The 14,743-nt window shown below is 64.1% G+C and carries 15 protein-coding genes; 6 read left to right on the top strand and 9 right to left on the bottom strand.

The annotated features are described in order from the left end of the window. The first annotated feature begins 63 nt into the window (after positions 1 to 63). Together AC0GNR_RS12645 and AC0GNR_RS12640 are read left to right on the top strand one after the other, a co-directional pair. Positions 64 to 1,293 carry a 6-phosphofructokinase gene (locus AC0GNR_RS12645; protein ID WP_472901309.1) on the top strand — a complete coding sequence of 410 codons (1,230 nt, stop codon included), beginning with the start codon at positions 64 to 66 and terminating at the stop codon, positions 1,291 to 1,293. Further along, positions 1,290 to 1,673 carry a DUF1161 domain-containing protein gene (locus AC0GNR_RS12640; RefSeq protein WP_472901308.1) on the top strand — a complete coding sequence of 128 codons (384 nt, stop codon included), beginning with the start codon at positions 1,290 to 1,292 and terminating at the stop codon, positions 1,671 to 1,673. The genes AC0GNR_RS12645 and AC0GNR_RS12640 overlap by 4 nt, the downstream gene beginning before the upstream one ends. A gap of 20 nt (positions 1,674 to 1,693) precedes the next feature. On the opposite strand, the gene AC0GNR_RS12635 is transcribed toward AC0GNR_RS12640, so the two are convergent. Together AC0GNR_RS12635 and AC0GNR_RS12630 are read right to left on the bottom strand one after the other, a co-directional pair. Then, complete coding sequence (locus AC0GNR_RS12635) at positions 1,694 to 2,539, bottom strand: enoyl-CoA hydratase-related protein (RefSeq protein ID WP_472901307.1); 846 nt, start codon at positions 2,537 to 2,539, stop codon at positions 1,694 to 1,696. Then, positions 2,502 to 3,743 (bottom strand): Y-family DNA polymerase, encoded by a 1,242-nt coding sequence (locus AC0GNR_RS12630; RefSeq protein WP_304836095.1) that lies wholly within the window; start codon positions 3,741 to 3,743, stop codon positions 2,502 to 2,504. Before AC0GNR_RS12630 ends, AC0GNR_RS12635 begins: the two co-directional genes overlap by 38 nt. 145 nt (positions 3,744 to 3,888) lie before the next feature. Here AC0GNR_RS12630 and AC0GNR_RS12625 point away from each other — a divergent pair, with 145 nt between their 5' ends. Next, the gene (locus AC0GNR_RS12625) at positions 3,889 to 4,617 is read left to right on the top strand and encodes an SIMPL domain-containing protein (RefSeq protein ID WP_304836034.1); all 729 of its coding nucleotides are present in this window, start codon (positions 3,889 to 3,891) and stop codon (positions 4,615 to 4,617) included. A gap of 239 nt (positions 4,618 to 4,856) precedes the next feature. Here the strand turns inward: AC0GNR_RS12625 and AC0GNR_RS12620 are convergent, their stop codons facing one another. From AC0GNR_RS12620 to AC0GNR_RS12605, 4 genes are all read right to left on the bottom strand, one after another. Further along, positions 4,857 to 5,402, bottom strand: a complete 546-nt coding sequence (locus AC0GNR_RS12620; RefSeq protein WP_472901306.1) for an anti-sigma factor domain-containing protein — start codon at positions 5,400 to 5,402, stop codon at positions 4,857 to 4,859. 7 nt (positions 5,403 to 5,409) lie between these two features. After that, positions 5,410 to 6,561 carry an alpha-hydroxy acid oxidase gene (locus AC0GNR_RS12615; RefSeq protein ID WP_472901305.1) on the bottom strand — a complete coding sequence of 384 codons (1,152 nt, stop codon included), beginning with the start codon at positions 6,559 to 6,561 and terminating at the stop codon, positions 5,410 to 5,412. Positions 6,562 to 6,721: 160 nt separating this feature from the next. Beyond that, positions 6,722 to 7,465 (bottom strand): response regulator transcription factor, encoded by a 744-nt coding sequence (locus AC0GNR_RS12610; protein ID WP_472901304.1) that lies wholly within the window; start codon positions 7,463 to 7,465, stop codon positions 6,722 to 6,724. Positions 7,466 to 7,475: 10 nt separating this feature from the next. Further along, the gene (locus AC0GNR_RS12605; protein WP_305659999.1) at positions 7,476 to 9,104 is read right to left on the bottom strand and encodes a sensor histidine kinase; all 1,629 of its coding nucleotides are present in this window, start codon (positions 9,102 to 9,104) and stop codon (positions 7,476 to 7,478) included. Positions 9,105 to 9,285: 181 nt separating this feature from the next. Here AC0GNR_RS12605 and AC0GNR_RS12600 point away from each other — a divergent pair, with 181 nt between their 5' ends. Next, positions 9,286 to 9,840: a hypothetical protein gene (locus AC0GNR_RS12600; protein WP_305659998.1), complete on the top strand. Its 555-nt coding sequence runs from the start codon at positions 9,286 to 9,288 to the stop codon at positions 9,838 to 9,840. 17 nt (positions 9,841 to 9,857) lie between these two features. Here the strand turns inward: AC0GNR_RS12600 and AC0GNR_RS12595 are convergent, their stop codons facing one another. Then, on the bottom strand, positions 9,858 to 11,459 hold the full coding sequence (locus AC0GNR_RS12595) for a bifunctional aminoglycoside phosphotransferase/ATP-binding protein (protein ID WP_305659997.1): 1,602 nt from the start codon (positions 11,457 to 11,459) through the stop codon (positions 9,858 to 9,860). 115 nt (positions 11,460 to 11,574) lie between these two features. Here AC0GNR_RS12595 and AC0GNR_RS12590 point away from each other — a divergent pair, with 115 nt between their 5' ends. Next, on the top strand, positions 11,575 to 13,122 hold the full coding sequence (locus tag AC0GNR_RS12590; RefSeq protein ID WP_472901303.1) for an AMP-binding protein: 1,548 nt from the start codon (positions 11,575 to 11,577) through the stop codon (positions 13,120 to 13,122). A gap of 393 nt (positions 13,123 to 13,515) precedes the next feature. Here the strand turns inward: AC0GNR_RS12590 and AC0GNR_RS12585 are convergent, their stop codons facing one another. Next, on the bottom strand, positions 13,516 to 14,055 hold the full coding sequence (locus AC0GNR_RS12585) for a hypothetical protein (RefSeq protein ID WP_472901302.1): 540 nt from the start codon (positions 14,053 to 14,055) through the stop codon (positions 13,516 to 13,518). After that, a complete protein-coding gene (locus AC0GNR_RS12580; RefSeq protein WP_472901301.1) occupies positions 14,052 to 14,360 on the bottom strand; it encodes an SWIM zinc finger family protein in 309 nt (102 codons plus the stop codon). The genes AC0GNR_RS12585 and AC0GNR_RS12580 overlap by 4 nt, the downstream gene beginning before the upstream one ends. Before the next feature lie 39 nt (positions 14,361 to 14,399). Between AC0GNR_RS12580 and AC0GNR_RS12575 the strand changes: the two genes are divergently transcribed. Next, the coding region (locus AC0GNR_RS12575; protein WP_472901300.1) for a transposase at positions 14,400 to 14,743 on the top strand (344 nt) is incomplete at its 3' end.

Below are 14,743 nucleotides of genomic sequence, written 5' to 3'. Positions count from 1 at the left end.
TTGCGCAGCGAGCCCTCAAGGTCACGGCCAACTGATTTCCCCTACCCCTGCAAGGAGCACCCCATGTCGTCCGGAAAAATCCTCGTCGCCCAGGGCGGCGGCCCCACCGCTGTCATCAACCAGTCGCTTGTGGGCGTGGCGCTGGAAGCGCGGCGTTTTCAAAACGTGAAGCTGGTTTACGGCGCGCGCCACGGGGTGCGCGGCATTGTGGACGAAGACTTTGTGGACCTCACGCAAGAGACCAGCCACAACCTGGAAGCGGTGGCGCGCACGCCGTCTTCGGCGCTGGGCTCCACGCGCGACAAGCCCGACCTGGCGTATTGCCAGGAAATCTTCAAGGTGCTCAAGGCCCACGAGATCGAGCACTTTTTCTACATTGGCGGCAACGATTCGTCGGACACGGTGCGCATCGTGAGCGAAGAGGCGAAGAAGGCCAATTACCCGCTGCGCTCCATTCACATCCCCAAGACCATCGACAACGACCTGGTGGGCAACGACCACACGCCCGGTTTTCCCTCAGCGGCGCGCTTTGTGGCGCAGGCGTTTGCCGGCGCCAACCTGGACAACGCGGCCTTGCCCGGTGTGTACGTGGGTGTGGTGATGGGGCGGCACGCGGGCTTTCTCACCGCCGCGTCGGCGTTGGGCAAGAAGTTTCCAGACGATGGCCCGCACCTGATCTACGTGCCCGAGCGGGTGTTTGAAATTCCGAAATTTCTGGCCGATGTGAAGGCCATGTACGAGCGCTATGGCCGCTGTGTGATTGCGGTGAGTGAGGGCATCCACGACGCATCGGGCCGGCCCATCATCACCCAGCTGGCCAAAGACATCGAGAAGGACGCCCACGGCAACGTGCAGCTCAGCGGCACCGGCGCGCTGGCCGACCTGCTGTGCGAAGCCATCAAGGCCAAGCTCGGCATCAAGCGCGTGCGCGGCGACACCTTTGGCTACCTGCAGCGCAGCTTCATTGGCTGCGTGAGCGACGTGGACCAGCGCGAAGCGCGCGAAGTGGGTGAAAAAGCGGTGCAGTTCGCCATGTGGGGAAAAGTGGACGGCTCGGTGGCGATCAAGCGCACCGGTTTTTATTCGGCCGACTACGAGCTGTTGCCGCTGGACGCGGTGGCCGGCAAAACCCGCACCATGGAAGACGCATTCATCACCCCCAGCGGCACCGATGTGACCGACGCGTTTCGCATGTACCTGCGCCCGCTGCTGGGCTCAGACATGCCCGACGCCTACCGCCTGCGCTACAACCCGGTGGCCAAGGTGCTCAAGCCACAGAAAGCCCAGCCATGATCACCCGCAGCCTGTTTTTGCTGGCTTTTGCGCTGCTGCCCAGCCTGGGCGCCGCCCAGGCGCCAGACAACTGCGAGCCGCTGCGCGCGCAGATTGAAGCCAACATTGCGGCCAAGGGCGTCACCGGCTTTGCATTGACCGTGGTGGCTGCCGACGCCGCGGTGGCTGGCACGGTGGTGGGCACCTGCGGCAACGGCGCCCGGAAAATTGTGTACGCCAAGGGCGCGGCGCCTGCACAGGCCGCAGCGCCGGTGTCTGCCCGGCCTGCAGCGGCCCAACCTACCCGCCCGACCGCCCCGAAGCGCCCAACCCGGGACGAGGACATCTTGACCGAATGCAAAGACGGCAGCGTGGTGCGCGGCGGCAACTGTAAAAACTGACGCGCTGAGTAGCTGCTGGGTCAGCCCAGCGCCATGAACGACTGCAGCGCCGACAAGGGCGTGAATGCGCCCGCGCGCTTTTCTTTCATGGCCACGATGGACTCGCGCACATGCGCGTTGCTCCAGATGGCGCCTTGCAGCCAGCCCATCTGGCGCAGGCTGTCTTCCACCGAGTGGTCGCGCGCGTAGGTCACGGCCTGTTTGGTGCCCCAGATGGCAATGGGCGGTTTGCTGGCAATTTCTTTCGCGCATTGCAGCGCCGCGGCCAGCATGGCTTCTGCGGTGTCAAACACCTCGTTCACCAGCCCATAAGCCAGCGCTTTGGCCGCAGGCAGGCGCCGGCCGGTGTAGGCCATTTCTTTCACCACCGCAAACGGAATGAGCTTGGGCAGGCGCTGCAGCGTGCCCACGTCGGCCACCATGCCGATGTTGATTTCCTGGATGCAGAAGAACGCGTCGGCCGTGGCATAGCGGATGCAGGCGGCCGAGACCATGTCCACCGCGCCGCCAATGCAGCCGCCCTGGATGGCGCATATCACCGGAATGCGCAGGTTTTCGATTTTGGTGAACGTGGCCTGCATGTCGCTCAGCAGGTCAAAAATGGCGGCGCGGCCTTCGGGGCTCTGGTCGTCCATGGCAATGGCGCCGCTGAAGGTTTCCAGCGCCATGCCGGCGCTGAAGTGTTTGCCGGTGCTGCTGATCACCAGCGCACGCGCCGTGCCTTCGGTGTGGATGTGCGTCAGCACCTCGTCCAGCTCGCGCCAAAAAGTGGGGTGCATGGTGTTCATGGCCTCGGGGCGGTTGAGCACCAGGTGGGCCACGTGGTCGTCAGTCAAGTTCAGGGAAAAGCAGGTCGGTGTGTTCATCGGGGGCCTTGTCTCTCGAGGGGCGGTTGGGGTGGCCGACACTGTAGCCCGAGGTTTGGCTGCCCTCTGTCCCGGCCTTGACGAGCTTGCCCACCCGCACCCCCAGCAGACGCAAGCGCCGGCTCAGGTCCACCCGCTTCAGGCACAGCCCGGCGTGGCGCCGGATGGTGGCCGCGTCGGCGGTGAAACTGTCCAGGGTGATGTCGCGCGTGACGCTCTGAAAATTGTCGTAGCGCAGCTTGATGCCGATGGTTTTTCCCGCGTAGCCTTTGCGTTGCAGGTCGGCCGCCACCTGTTCGCACAGCCGGGTAAACACCGCGCCCAGCTCGGCGCGGTCGCGCACGGCGTGCAGGTCGCGCTCAAAGGTGGTCTCGCGGCTCATGCTCACCGGCTCGCTCTCGGTCACCACCGGGCGCTCGTCGCGGCCCCAGCTCACGTCGTGCAGCCAGTGGCCGTAGCTCTTGCCAAAGGTTTCAAGCAGCCAGGCGCGGTCGCGGGCGGCCAGCTCGCCAATGGTGTGAATGCCGTGGCTCTTCAATTTTTCGTCGGCCTTGGGCCCCACGCCGTTGATCTTGCGGCAGGGCAGCGGCCAGATCTTGTCTTGCAGGTCGTCGCTCTGCACGATGCTGATGCCGTTGGGTTTGTTGAATTCACTCGCCATTTTGGCGATGAGCTTGTTGGGCGCCACGCCAATTGAGCAGGTGAGCCCGGTCGCTTGAAAAATGCTTTTTTGAATCAGCCGCGCCAGCACCCGCCCGCCCTCGCGCTGGCCGCCGGGCACATCGGTGAAGTCGATGTAGACCTCGTCCACACCCCGGTCCTCCACCAGCGGTGCAATCTCGGCAATGGTGCTTTTGAACAGCCGCGAAATACGGCGCACCTCGTCAAAGTCCACCGGCAACAAAATGGCCTGCGGGCACAGCTTGGCCGCTTTCATCAGCCCCATGGCCGAACCCACGCCAAACTGCCGCGCCGCATAGGTGGCGGTGGTGGCCACACCGCGCCCGGTGTAGCCCGCCAGGCGGGGGAAAAAGTCCACCGGAATGCGGTCCAACGTGGCGCCCGACCATTCCCGTTCCGGGTAAACCTCCCGCAAGCGGGCCAGCACATCGTCTTCCTTGCGTCGCCCGCCGCCAATCACCACCGGCAAGCCCTTGAGCTGCGGGTAACGCAGCAGCTCCACCGACGCAAAAAAAGCGTCCATGTCCAGGTGGGCGATGCGGCGCTGCCGCGGTGGGGTGGATGGGGTCACGCTGCAAGCATAGCGCCGCCCGCCAGGGGTTTTGCAGGTCTAAGATGCTGGGTGCAGCCGGCACTTTCGCCTGGCTGCTTTAGGGAGCTGAAACACCATGAACAACACCGTTTCGCGTTTGATCGCAGCCCTGCTGGTGGGCGCGGGCATTGCCGTGGCCGGCTTCGCTGTCAACCAGGGGCTGGAACGCTTTCGCATGGCAGACCGCTCGGTCATTGTGAAGGGCCTGGCCGAAAAAGACGTGGAGAGCGATTTCGCCGTGTGGACCCTGTCGTTTCGCCGCGCCGGCGCCGAGTTTGGCGACGTGCAACAGGCCCTGGCCAGCGACCGCGACAAGGTGCTCGCCTTTCTGAAAACGCGCGGCTTTACAGAAGCGGAGCTGGATGCCCGCCCGCTGCAGGTGCAAGACTTGTTTGCCCGCGAATACGCCCAGGGCAACACGCCGTTGCGGTTCAACGGCACGGGCCAGGTGCTGGTCAAGTCACCCCGGGTGGCCGAGGTGGACGCTGCTGCCCGCGCGGTGGACCCGCTGATTCAGGCCGGCGTGCAACTGGGCGGTGAAAACGAAGGCGGCCGCAGCGGCCCGCGCTTTCAGCTGCGCGGCTTCAACGACATCAAAGCGCCCCTGCTGGCCGAAGCCACCCGCAACGCCCGCGAGCAGGCCGACAAATTTGCCGCCGAAGCCGGCGCGCAGCTGGGTCCGCTGAAAAACGCCAACCAGGGCGTGATCCGCATCACGGGCGACGATGGCAACGACTTTGACGACGGCAGTTCACGCACCAAGCGGCTGCGGGTGGTGAGCACGTTTGAATACGAGTTGAGGTAAGTACCCCCCGCAGCGCTGCGCGCTACCCCCCGGGGGGCGGCACTGGCCGTCCGGCAAAGCCGGCCCGGCGGTGCCCTGGGCTGCTGCGTTTCATGCGTCGGGGTGGAATGCCGCGCTGCGCTTGCAATGGCGGCGCGCTACCGGGCCTGCAAGGCCCGTCATTGCGAGCGCAGCGCGGCAATCCATCCCTGCGGGCCCAAGCGGCCCGCGCGCCGCACATGCGCAGCGCGGGATTTACGTCAAATCGACTTCTGCACCAGCCAGCCCTTGAACAACCAAGGCAGGCTGGGCGACACGCCGGTGGCCACGCCACCTTTGTTTTCGGCGCTGACGCCAATTTCCGTCACGCCCTGCAGGTCGGATTCATTCACCGGCATCTGCAGCGTTTTGTATTTGCTCGTGACCACGCCCAGCGAGCGGGGTGGGGCATCACCGGCAATGGCCCACACCTGCAGGCTGTCTTCGCGGCCTTCTTTCACGTCGTTGAGCCGCTGCACCAGCAAGGCGCTGTCTTTGGGGTTGTAGGTCACCAGCATGGCGGCTTGTTGCTGGTTGTCCAGCAACACCGCCACTTGCCGAATCTGCGGCACCTCGACCAGCCGGGCCTGCGCGTGCTGAATCTGCGCTTTCAGCTGCGTCATCATGCTGGCGCTGGCGGCCCAGCCAATCAGCACCACCAGCAGCAAAAAGATGGCCAGCGCGCGCCACCAGGGGCTGACGCGGCGCGAGGCCGGGGTGGACGCGGGGGTGTTGTCGGTGGTGGTGGCGGTCGCGGTGTCGGTCATGGGTCAATCAGGTCGGGTAAGTACCGGGTAGGAGTATGCCTTTGTCCACGTTCTGAATATTGGTGTGGCCGCAAAACGCCATGGTCACGTCCAGCTCCTTGTGGATGATTTCCAGCGCCTTGGTCACGCCTTGTTCGCCCATGGCACCCAGGCCGTACACCATGGCGCGGCCAATCATGGTGCCGCGCGCGCCCAGCGCCCAGGCTTTCAGCACGTCCTGTCCGCTGCGAATGCCGCCGTCCATCCAAACCTCAATCTGATCACCCACCGCCGCCACGATGGCCGGCAGCGCTTCGATGCTGCTGGGCGCGCCGTCCAGCTGGCGCCCGCCGTGGTTGCTCACCACAATGGCGTCGGCCCCGCTGGCCACGGCCAGTTGCGCGTCTTCCTCGCACATGATGCCCTTCAAAATCAGCTTGCCGCCCCACTGCTTCTTCACCCACGCCACGTCTTCCCAGCTCAGCGTTGGGTCAAACTGCTCGTTGGTCCAGGAAGCCAGCGAACTCATGTCGCTCACGCCTTTTACGTGGCCCACCAGGTTGCGAAAGGTGTGGCGGCGCGTGCCCATCATGCCCAGCACCCAGCGCGGTTTGGTCGCGATGTCCACGATGTTGCCCAGCGACGGAATGACCGAGGCGCGCATCTTGTTCTTCAAGTCTTTGTGGCGCTGGCCAATCACCTGCAGGTCCAGCGTGAGCACCAGCGCGCTGCACTGGGCCACCTTGCAGCGCTCGATCATGCGGGCCATGGCTTCGCGGTCGCGCATCATGTAGAGCTGAAACCAGAACGGCGCGGTGGTGTTTTCCGCCACGTCTTCAATCGAGCAAATGCTCATGGTGGACAGCGTGAACGGAATGCCGAATTTCTCGGCCGCCTTGGCCGCCTTGATCTCGCCGTCAGCGCTTTGCATGCCGGTCAGGCCCACGGGGGCAATGCACACCGGCATCTTGGCCACCTGGCCCACCATTTTTGTTGCGGTGCTGCGGTTTTCCATGTTCACCGCCACGCGCTGGCGCAGCTTGATCTTTTGAAACTCGTCGCTGTTGGCGCGGTAGGTGCTCTCGGTCCACGAGCCGCTGTCGGCGTAGTCGTAAAACATGCGCGGCACGCGCTTTTTGGCCAATACGCGCAGGTCTTCGACGGTGGTGATGACGGTCATGGGGGTTTGTCTCCGGTGTTGTGGGTGTGCTCTGAGCGCGATGTTAGCCAGACCACCTGGAAAAGGCTTGTGAAAGCCCCTTGGCCGGATTGAAATTTCTTGCGCCCCGTGTCCGTTTGGAGGCGGGTTCAGCAGGACGCAGCGCTGAGGCGGTCGATGATCAGGCCGCCGCCGGCGCTGCTGGCTGGTGTGAAGGCCCTGCGGGCGCTTCCAGCCGGTAGCCGAGGCCGCGCACGGTCTGGATCAGTGCGACGGGGTGACCCTCGTCGATCTTGCTGCGCAGACGGCGGATGTACACGTCCACGACATTGGTCAGCGGGTCTTCACTTTGCCCCCACACGCTGGACAAGATGCGTTCGCGACTGAACAACCGGCCAGGCGCGCCCATGAGCAATTCCAGCAGCGCCAGCTCGCGTGCCGTCAGGTTCAGGCTGGTGCCCGCCCGGCTTGCGCGCATGCTCTCCCGATCGAGTTCAAGGTCGGCCACCGCCAGCACGCGGGCACGGCCGGGCTGCAGGCCGTGAGAGCGCCTGGCCAGTGCCTCAAGCCGGGCCAGCAGTTCTTCAAACTCGAAGGGTTTGCACAAATAGTCGTCCGCGCCGGTGCGCAGGCCGTTCACGCGGTCGTCCAGCGAACCGAGTGCGGTCAGTATCAATATGGGCAGTTTCACGCCTTGTGCCCGCAACGTTTGGCAAATCTCCAAGCCGCCCATGCCGGGCAGCATCAGGTCCAGCACCACCACGCTTGGTGTGGTGCCGCTGGGCTGGTGCCGCGCCGCCGCCTGCACCAGCGCCAGCCCCTCAGGCCCGGTGGCGGCATGCTGCACCTGGTAGCCCTCGGCGCGCAGGCCCCGCTGCAAAAAGTCGGCAATGCGCGGATCGTCTTCAATCAGGATGATGTTCATGGGGCAGCGCTTACGGTCCGGATACGGTCGGTGCAGCGGTTTTTAGCATGGGCAGGCGCAGCACCACACAAGTGCCCTTGTTGCCCGCGGCGCTGGCCGGGCTGCGCAAGCTCAGGCTGCCGCCGTGTGCCTGGGCCAGCGCTTGCGCAATCGACAGGCCAAGCCCAATGCCCCCAGCCCGGTGTACCCGCGCCGCAGCGCCCCGGAACTGCCGCTCGAACACGCGCGGCAGTTCCTCAGGTTCGATGCCAATGCCTTCGTCGCTCACATGCAGTTCGACGTGGGGGTTGGCACCGCCGGTCTCATGCACGCTCACCTTCACGAGTCCCTGCGCAAAGGAATAGCACACCGCATTGTCCAGTATCAGCAACAGCAGCTGGCGAAGGCGCTGTGCATCGCCCAGCAACCACACTGGCTTCAGCTCACCGCAAGGGCCTTCAATGCGAATCTGGTTGGCCGCTGCCAGCGCTGCGGCTTGTGTCAGCGCATCGGCCAGGGACAGCGAAAGGTCCACGGGCTGGCGCACCATGGTGAGCGAGTCCATGTCGCTGCGCGCCATGGCCAGCAGATCTTCAATCACGGCGCCGAGCTGGCGCGAGGTGTCCACAATGCGGTGCAGCGCTTGCTGGTACTCCGTGGCGCTGCGGGCTCCACCGCGCAAGGTGATCTCGGCTTCGCCGCGTATCACGGTGGTGGGTGTGCGAAGTTCGTGGCTGATGTCGGCCAGCAACTGGCGTCGACGCACGTCGGTCCTTTGCAGCGACTCATTGGCCTCGTGCAAGGCCCGGGTGCGTTCGCGCACCTCGTTTTCCAGCTCGTGGCGCTGAGCAGCTTCCCGCAAGCGGTGTTGTTCGAGTTCCTCGGCCATGGCATTCATGCTGCGCGCCACATCCGAAAACTCGTCTTGCCCCTGGACTGCCACCCGGTGCTGCAACTTGCCCTGGCGCAAGGCCTGTGCGCCGTTCACCAGGGCGTCCAGTGGGCGGCGCAGTGCGCGGGCGAAATACACCATGGCCCCAAGCGCAACGAGCGCCAGCAGCAGCGCCATGCCGATCCACAGCGCCTGCATGCGCGCGAGTGCCTGGTCAGCGGCCATGCGCTCGCGCTCCACGGCAGCTGTTTCGCGCGTGATGCTCTGGGTGATCAGCTGCCGCAGGTCTCGGCCGTCGGTGCGTTCAAAAACCTCGGTGAGCGCGTCCCAGCCCTGGCGTGCGGGTGCGTCGGGCGGCAACACGTTCATCTGTCCAATGCTGGCCCCCAGGGCTCGCACCGTCACACCCAGCACACGCAAGGCATCCAGCCGCGCCAGGTGCTCTGCTTCGCCCGTGGTGTCCAGCCGTGTGAGGCGGGCTTCTTCGGTCAGGCGAGCCAGGTCGGCCAGCGTCGTTTTCATGTCGTGCAGCAATGCATCCCGCTCAGCCAGTTCACCGCCGGCACCAATCTTTTGCTGCGTGACCCACGAGCGCAAGCGCTGCTTGGTTGCCGACAGTTTGACAAAACCCAGGTGAATGTCGCTCGCAATACGGCCGCGCACCACCTGTCGCTCGGCTTCCCGCAGGGCAAACACCGCACCAATACCCTGCAGCGCCAGGGTGGCGGCCAGAAAGATCAGGACCAGGCTGAGGCGGCGACGGAACATGCACCCATTGTGTACGGGTTGCCCCCCGTGCCCGGGCTTGTCATCTTCTGTTCATCTGGCCGTCAGAGGCTGGTCATGCAGGGTTCAAACCCCATTCAGCCGGTGGTATTTCAATACAGGCAGGCCCTCGCTCAAAGCCAGTACAGGTGCCTGTTCTTACAACCTCATCCGGAGCCCCGCCATGAAAAACTTGCCTCTACTCGCTGCTGCACTCACCCTGGCCTCCTTGAGCACCGCTGCATCGGCCACCGTGGTCAACAGATCCATCACCGAGGCCGAAGTGCTGGCTGCACAGGCCGGCTGGTGCAAAGCGCTGGTCGACATCAGCCAGATCCACGAAAAAAGCGGTCAGGCAGCGGCCAAAGCACTGGCCGAAAAAGTCATCGACGGCGCCTACGGCTACCAGATGGGTGCCGTGCTGTTCAAGCCCACGCTCACCGTGGTGCCGCAAACCTTTCGCACCACCCGCGCCGGCGCTTTGGCTTATTTCGTGGGCGGCGACCGCAACTTTCCAAAAGACACCGGCTTTGCCCTCAAGGGCTGGACCCAGTGCCAGGCCAAGAATGCCGCTGTTTTCATCACCGGCGATTCGGCCACCAGCATGGGCAACGTCATGATCACCAACAAGTCGGGTGCCGTGACCACGGTGGACAAAACCTGGAAATACGTGAAAGACGATGCCGGCAACCTGCGCATCGTGGTGCACCACTCTTCGCTGCCTTACGCCGGCAACTGATGAAAGCGGTGTGACCTTCAGCCCGGCGCGGGCAGCACCTGCCCGCGCTCGGCTTCGGTCAGTGGTTCCAGCCAGCCCAGTTGCTGTTCCAGTACGGCCACCGTGGCCTCTGAGGCGTCGGTGCCGTGGGCTTGCCGCTCGGTGATGCGCTGGCGCAGCACATCCACCGGGGCTTCGCAGGCCAAGATGCGAAACGCAGCGCCCGTGCTGCGTGCCAGCGTGGCAAACGCTGCGCGCTCGTGCTGGCGCAAAAAGGCCGCGTCCACCAGCACCGTCCAGCCGTCGGTCAGCAGCCGGCGCGTGCGCTTGAGCAACGAGGCATAGGTGTCGCCATGGGCCTGCGGGCTGTACAGCCCGGTGTTCAGCCCCGAGCCACTGGGCGCCAGCGCGCTCAGGCCGTGCAGGCGCTTGCGCTCCACGTCCGAGCGCAGGCGTATGGCGCGGCCTGTGGCCTCGGCAGCCAGCCAGCGGCTGGAAGCCCAGGTTTTGCCACTGCCCGACAGGCCGTGCGTGATCACCAGTTGCGGCGCGGGTGGGTGGGCTATGGCTTGCGCCAGCCCGAGGTAGCGCCGGGCTTCGGCCAGACAAGCCTGGGCTTCGGGCGCCGCCAGTCCTTCGGGGACAGCGCCGCCCAGTTGCCCCAGGCGCAGCGCCGCCACCTTGGCGCGCACCCCCGCGCGGTAGCTGGCAAAAAAGCTCCACACCGTGGGGGCTGACACATCGCCGCTGTCGTCCAGCCAGGCGCTCAGCAACACATTGGCCAGGCCGGGGCGGCCGTGGTTCAGCAGGTCCATCCAGGCAAAGGCCATGTCGTTGGCCACATCGATCCAGCGCAGCGCGTCGTTGAACTCAATGGCGTCGAACGGCAACACGTCTGGGTGGCCGTCCGCCCCCACCAGCACCAGGTTGGCCAGGTGCAAGTCGCCATGGCCTTCGCGCACGCGGCCCTTTTGACGCCGCCGCGAAAGCAGCGGTTCAATGGCGTTGAAACGCTGTTCGGTCCATTCGCTCAGTTCGCGCACCAGCGCGGCGTCAGCGGGGTCGGTCAGGGCCGTGCGCAGGGTGTTGAAGTTGTCGCGCGGCCAGCGCATGGCTGCGGCCGCATGCCCCCATTCCTGGCCATTGCCCGCCACGGCGGCCCGGGCCTGAAACATCACCATGCGCCGCGCCAGCCCGGCCATGTGCTCGGGTGTGAGCGCGCCGCGCTCACACAGGTGGTCCAGCCGGGCAGCTTCGTCAAAGCGGCGCATGCTCACCGCGTATTCAATGGCCTGTGCGTCGTCGGCCGTACCCGGCACGCCCCAGCGCGGTTGTGCGGCCGTGCCCACAAGGGGCAGCACGCCCAGATACAGCTGCGTATCGGGTCGATCGTGCTGCTGAAAGCGACGGTTCACCCGAATCTCGGTTTCGCAGGCCTGGCGGCGCAGGGCTAGGGTGCTGAAGTCCATGAACGGAAAGCGCACCGGCTTTTTGATCTTGTAGGCCAACGCGCCCGCCAGCAGCACCCAGGCGCCATGCGTTTCCACCAGCGTCACGCGCTCCACCGCCTGCGGCTGCCGGTCGGCATACCGCGCCGGGTTCAGCAGGGCGGTGATCAGGGGCGGCAGTGCGTCGTTCATGCGAGCCACTTTACGTGCCCACACCCTGTGGCATCCTGACACCGCCGTGCATCCACCGTCAAGCCTGTGAAAATACCGCAACAGTCACCACCAGCAACCCACGGACACGGCACCCATGAACCTGGCCCACCTGCTTGAGCGCGCCGCGCTGCAAGACCCCGCGCGCCCCGCCATTTTCAGCGGCACCCGCAGCGTGGCCACGCACGGGCAATGGGCACAGCGCGCATCCGGAGTGGGTGCTCACCTGCGCGCCGCCGGCCTGCAGCCTGGCGACCGCGTGGTGTTTTTCATGCGCAACCACCCGCGCTACCTGGAGCTGATGTTTGGCGCCTGGTGGGCCGGGCTGGTGGTGGTGCCGGTCAACGCCAAGCTGCATATCAAGGAAGTGCAGTGGATCGTGGACAACGCCCAGGCCCGCTGGGCCTTCGTGACGAGCGACGTGGCGCCCGACCCGGCGGCATTCACCGGGCTGGACGGCGTGATGGACGCCGACAGCGCCGCCTGCACCGCCTGGCTGGAAGGCGGCGAAGCCCTGCCGGCCATTACCGAGCGCGCGCCCACCGATACCGCCTGGCTCTTCTACACCAGCGGCACCACCGGGCGCCCCAAGGGCGTGATGATCACGCACCGCAACCTGCTCACCATGGGGCTCACCTACTTCAACGACGTGGACCCTGTGGATGTCGGTGATGCCATTGCCTACGCCGCACCCATGTCGCACGGCGCGGGCCTTTATGCCATCCCGCACCTCATGGCCGGCGCACGCCACGTGGTGCCCGCTTCGGGCGGGTTTGATGCGGCCGAGTTGTTCGCGCTGGGCCGGCAGCTTGGGCCGCTGTCGCTGTTCGCCGCGCCCACCATCGTCAAACGCATCGTGGACGAAGCCGAGGCGCAAGGCCTTACGCCCGAGCAATGCGGCCAAAGCTTCAAAACCATCGTTTACGGCGGTGCGCCCATGTACGCCGCCGACATCCAGCGCGCCCTGCGCACCATGGGCCCGCGCTTTGTGCAAATCTACGGCCAGGGCGAAAGCCCCATGGTGGGCACTGCGCTCAGTCGCGCGCACCTGGCCAACACCGAGCACCCGCGCCATGCTGAACGCATCGCCTCGGTGGGTGTGGCGCAAACCCCGGTTCGCATCCGCGTGGCCGGCCCAGGCGGCGAGTCGCTGCCAGTGGGCGAAGTGGGGGAAGTGCTCATTCAAGGCGACAGCGTCATGGCCGGCTACTGGAAAAACCCCGAGGCCACCGCAGCCGCTGTGCGCGACGGCTGGCTCTGGACCGGCGACATGGGCGTGCTGGATGCCGACGGCTTCTTGACCCTCAAAGACCGCAGCAAAGACCTGATCATCAGCGGTGGATCAAATATCTACCCGCGCGAGGTGGAGGAAGTGCTGCTCACCGCCCCCGGCGTGGCCGAGGTGGCCGTGGTTGGCGCGCCGGACCCGGAGTGGGGCGAAATCGTGGTGGCCTTTGTGGTGCCGCAGCCCGGCGCGGCGCTGGATTCAAAGACGCTCGACGCTTTTTGCCTGGAGCATATTGCGCGTTTCAAGCGGCCTAAACGCTATGAAATCGTGGACGCGCTGCCGAAGAACAACTACGGGAAGGTGTTGAAGACGGTGTTGCGGGAGCGGGTAGGGCAGAAGGCAAAAGGCAAGACCTGACCCCGTTGCCCAATGGCAACACGCCAGCCCGGGGGTGCGTCTGCGCTTGGGGGGTCTGGGTCTGAATGGGGTGTTGTGGGCATGGAGCGCATCCGGCTTGGTCGCTGTGACGTCAGTATGGGGCGCGCTGATCGCCAGGCGGTTGACCCACCGCAAGCCTTGACCGGTGGCGCAAACGGTGCCACTGCCCCTGCTGCTCAACTTGCCTCAAGGGCTTTGCGTCCGCCAGTTGGCGTGAGTTCAAAGGCCGTTACTGGGACGCTGCAGGGCATAAGGCAACGGGCAACGGGCAACAGGCAAAAGGCAAAAGGCAAAAGGCAAAAGGCAAGACCCCTTTGCGCCGTTGAGAGCATTCTGGCGCTCGTGATTGAGCGTGCAAAAAAATATCTTGAGTTAATTTCCTTTCTGAAGAAGCTCTACGAAGCGAGATTGAGACAGGCTTGATCGCATTTTGATTGAAGAATCGCTGCTGTTGGCTAATACCCCGTTCTGATAGGTCAATATGTAAAAGTCGACGAATCCTTCAGTTGTTTCCTCGGAAGTATCTTCAGCAACGACAGTTGATTCTTGCCCATCTTCACTAGAGATTTCTCTCTCAATGAGCGCTCCCGGGTCAGGTCTTGCAAGTTCCACCACAATAGTTCGCTTGATGCCTTCCGCCGATTCGTTGCGTTCGTGGAATATTTGCCCCCTGCCGAACGAATAAGCTGGTGGGACACCTTGTGTCCACACCCTTCGTTTTATCTTTTCTGCTGCTTCCAATTTTCGGCCAAGACGTGCTTCCTTTTTTTTGTTTGCCTCAGTGTCTATCCGCTCGTCAAGGCGTATGTCCAGTTGGGTGCGAAAGCAATCGCCAACAACGAAGGCCCATTCGTCCGCGTTTCTGTCGATAAATCGGATCGACAGATTCTCCGTTCGGCGTTTTTTAGTCATTCGTGCATAACCCTGTCTAATGATTTTTTTACTCGCTTGAGCTCATTTGTTGCTCTCAATGCGTCTTGCTCGGCAATTGCTAATTTGTTCAATGTTGCTTGGATTTGAGTACCTTGCAGCATCGATGCGATTGTATGCCTGAGATTTTCAGGGTGTTCACCCCTAATTTGTGAAAAATCGCCAGCAAAGACGGCAGACCGATGTTTGCAGTGGATCTTTTTTTGTCCTGCTGGGCAGGTGCACGAAGTCTTGAGTCCAATGTCTGTTTGATACAGTTTGATTCTATAAATACTCGGCGGATTCAAAAGTGAAGTGCAACACCTGCCACCGAGTAAGGTCAGCAGATGCAAAGCAGCCCGCCCAGAAGGTATCAACAACTCCAGCCAGAGGACCGTATGACGCTGGCCAGTCTGGTCCAGCAGAATTTCAGCGTACGTGAGATGGCACTGGCCATGGGACGATCCGCCAGCACCATCAGCAGAGAGCTTCGACGCAACGCACAGCCAGCAGGCTACGCCAGCGCCACCGCGCGTGCCTGCGCCCAGCAGCGGCGTACGCAAGGCCGTCCCCCCAACAAGCTTCACCGCGACGGCGTGCTCTTTGATGTGGTGCGCCACTTTCTTAGCGAGCGTTGGTCTCCCGAACAGATTGCCCTGACACTGGGCGCCATCCTCCCCAAAGGCCATGA

This window comes from Hydrogenophaga sp. LT287, from assembly GCF_055702805.1.
This window is presented reverse-complemented; position numbering and strand designations above follow the sequence as displayed.

Bases quoted from the DNA above. Each gene is read 5' to 3' on its own strand.
- AC0GNR_RS12590 (WP_472901303.1), top strand. From the start codon at position 11,575: ATGAACCTGGCCCACCTGCTTGAGCGCGCCGCGCTGCAAGACCCCGCG.
- AC0GNR_RS12625 (WP_304836034.1), top strand. From the start codon at position 3,889: ATGAACAACACCGTTTCGCGTTTGATCGCAGCCCTGCTGGTGGGCGCG.
- AC0GNR_RS12605 (WP_305659999.1), bottom strand. From the start codon at position 9,104: ATGTTCCGTCGCCGCCTCAGCCTGGTCCTGATCTTTCTGGCCGCCACC.
- AC0GNR_RS12610 (WP_472901304.1), bottom strand. From the start codon at position 7,465: ATGAACATCATCCTGATTGAAGACGATCCGCGCATTGCCGACTTTTTG.
- AC0GNR_RS12635 (WP_472901307.1), bottom strand. From the start codon at position 2,539: ATGAACACACCGACCTGCTTTTCCCTGAACTTGACTGACGACCACGTG.
- AC0GNR_RS12620 (WP_472901306.1), bottom strand. From the start codon at position 5,402: ATGACCGACACCGCGACCGCCACCACCACCGACAACACCCCCGCGTCC.
- AC0GNR_RS12595 (WP_305659997.1), bottom strand. From the start codon at position 11,459: ATGAACGACGCACTGCCGCCCCTGATCACCGCCCTGCTGAACCCGGCG.
- AC0GNR_RS12585 (WP_472901302.1), bottom strand. From the start codon at position 14,055: ATGACTAAAAAACGCCGAACGGAGAATCTGTCGATCCGATTTATCGAC.
- AC0GNR_RS12630 (WP_304836095.1), bottom strand. From the start codon at position 3,743: ATGGACGCTTTTTTTGCGTCGGTGGAGCTGCTGCGTTACCCGCAGCTC.
- AC0GNR_RS12600 (WP_305659998.1), top strand. From the start codon at position 9,286: ATGAAAAACTTGCCTCTACTCGCTGCTGCACTCACCCTGGCCTCCTTG.
- AC0GNR_RS12640 (WP_472901308.1), top strand. From the start codon at position 1,290: ATGATCACCCGCAGCCTGTTTTTGCTGGCTTTTGCGCTGCTGCCCAGC.
- AC0GNR_RS12615 (WP_472901305.1), bottom strand. From the start codon at position 6,561: ATGACCGTCATCACCACCGTCGAAGACCTGCGCGTATTGGCCAAAAAG.
- AC0GNR_RS12645 (WP_472901309.1), top strand. From the start codon at position 64: ATGTCGTCCGGAAAAATCCTCGTCGCCCAGGGCGGCGGCCCCACCGCT.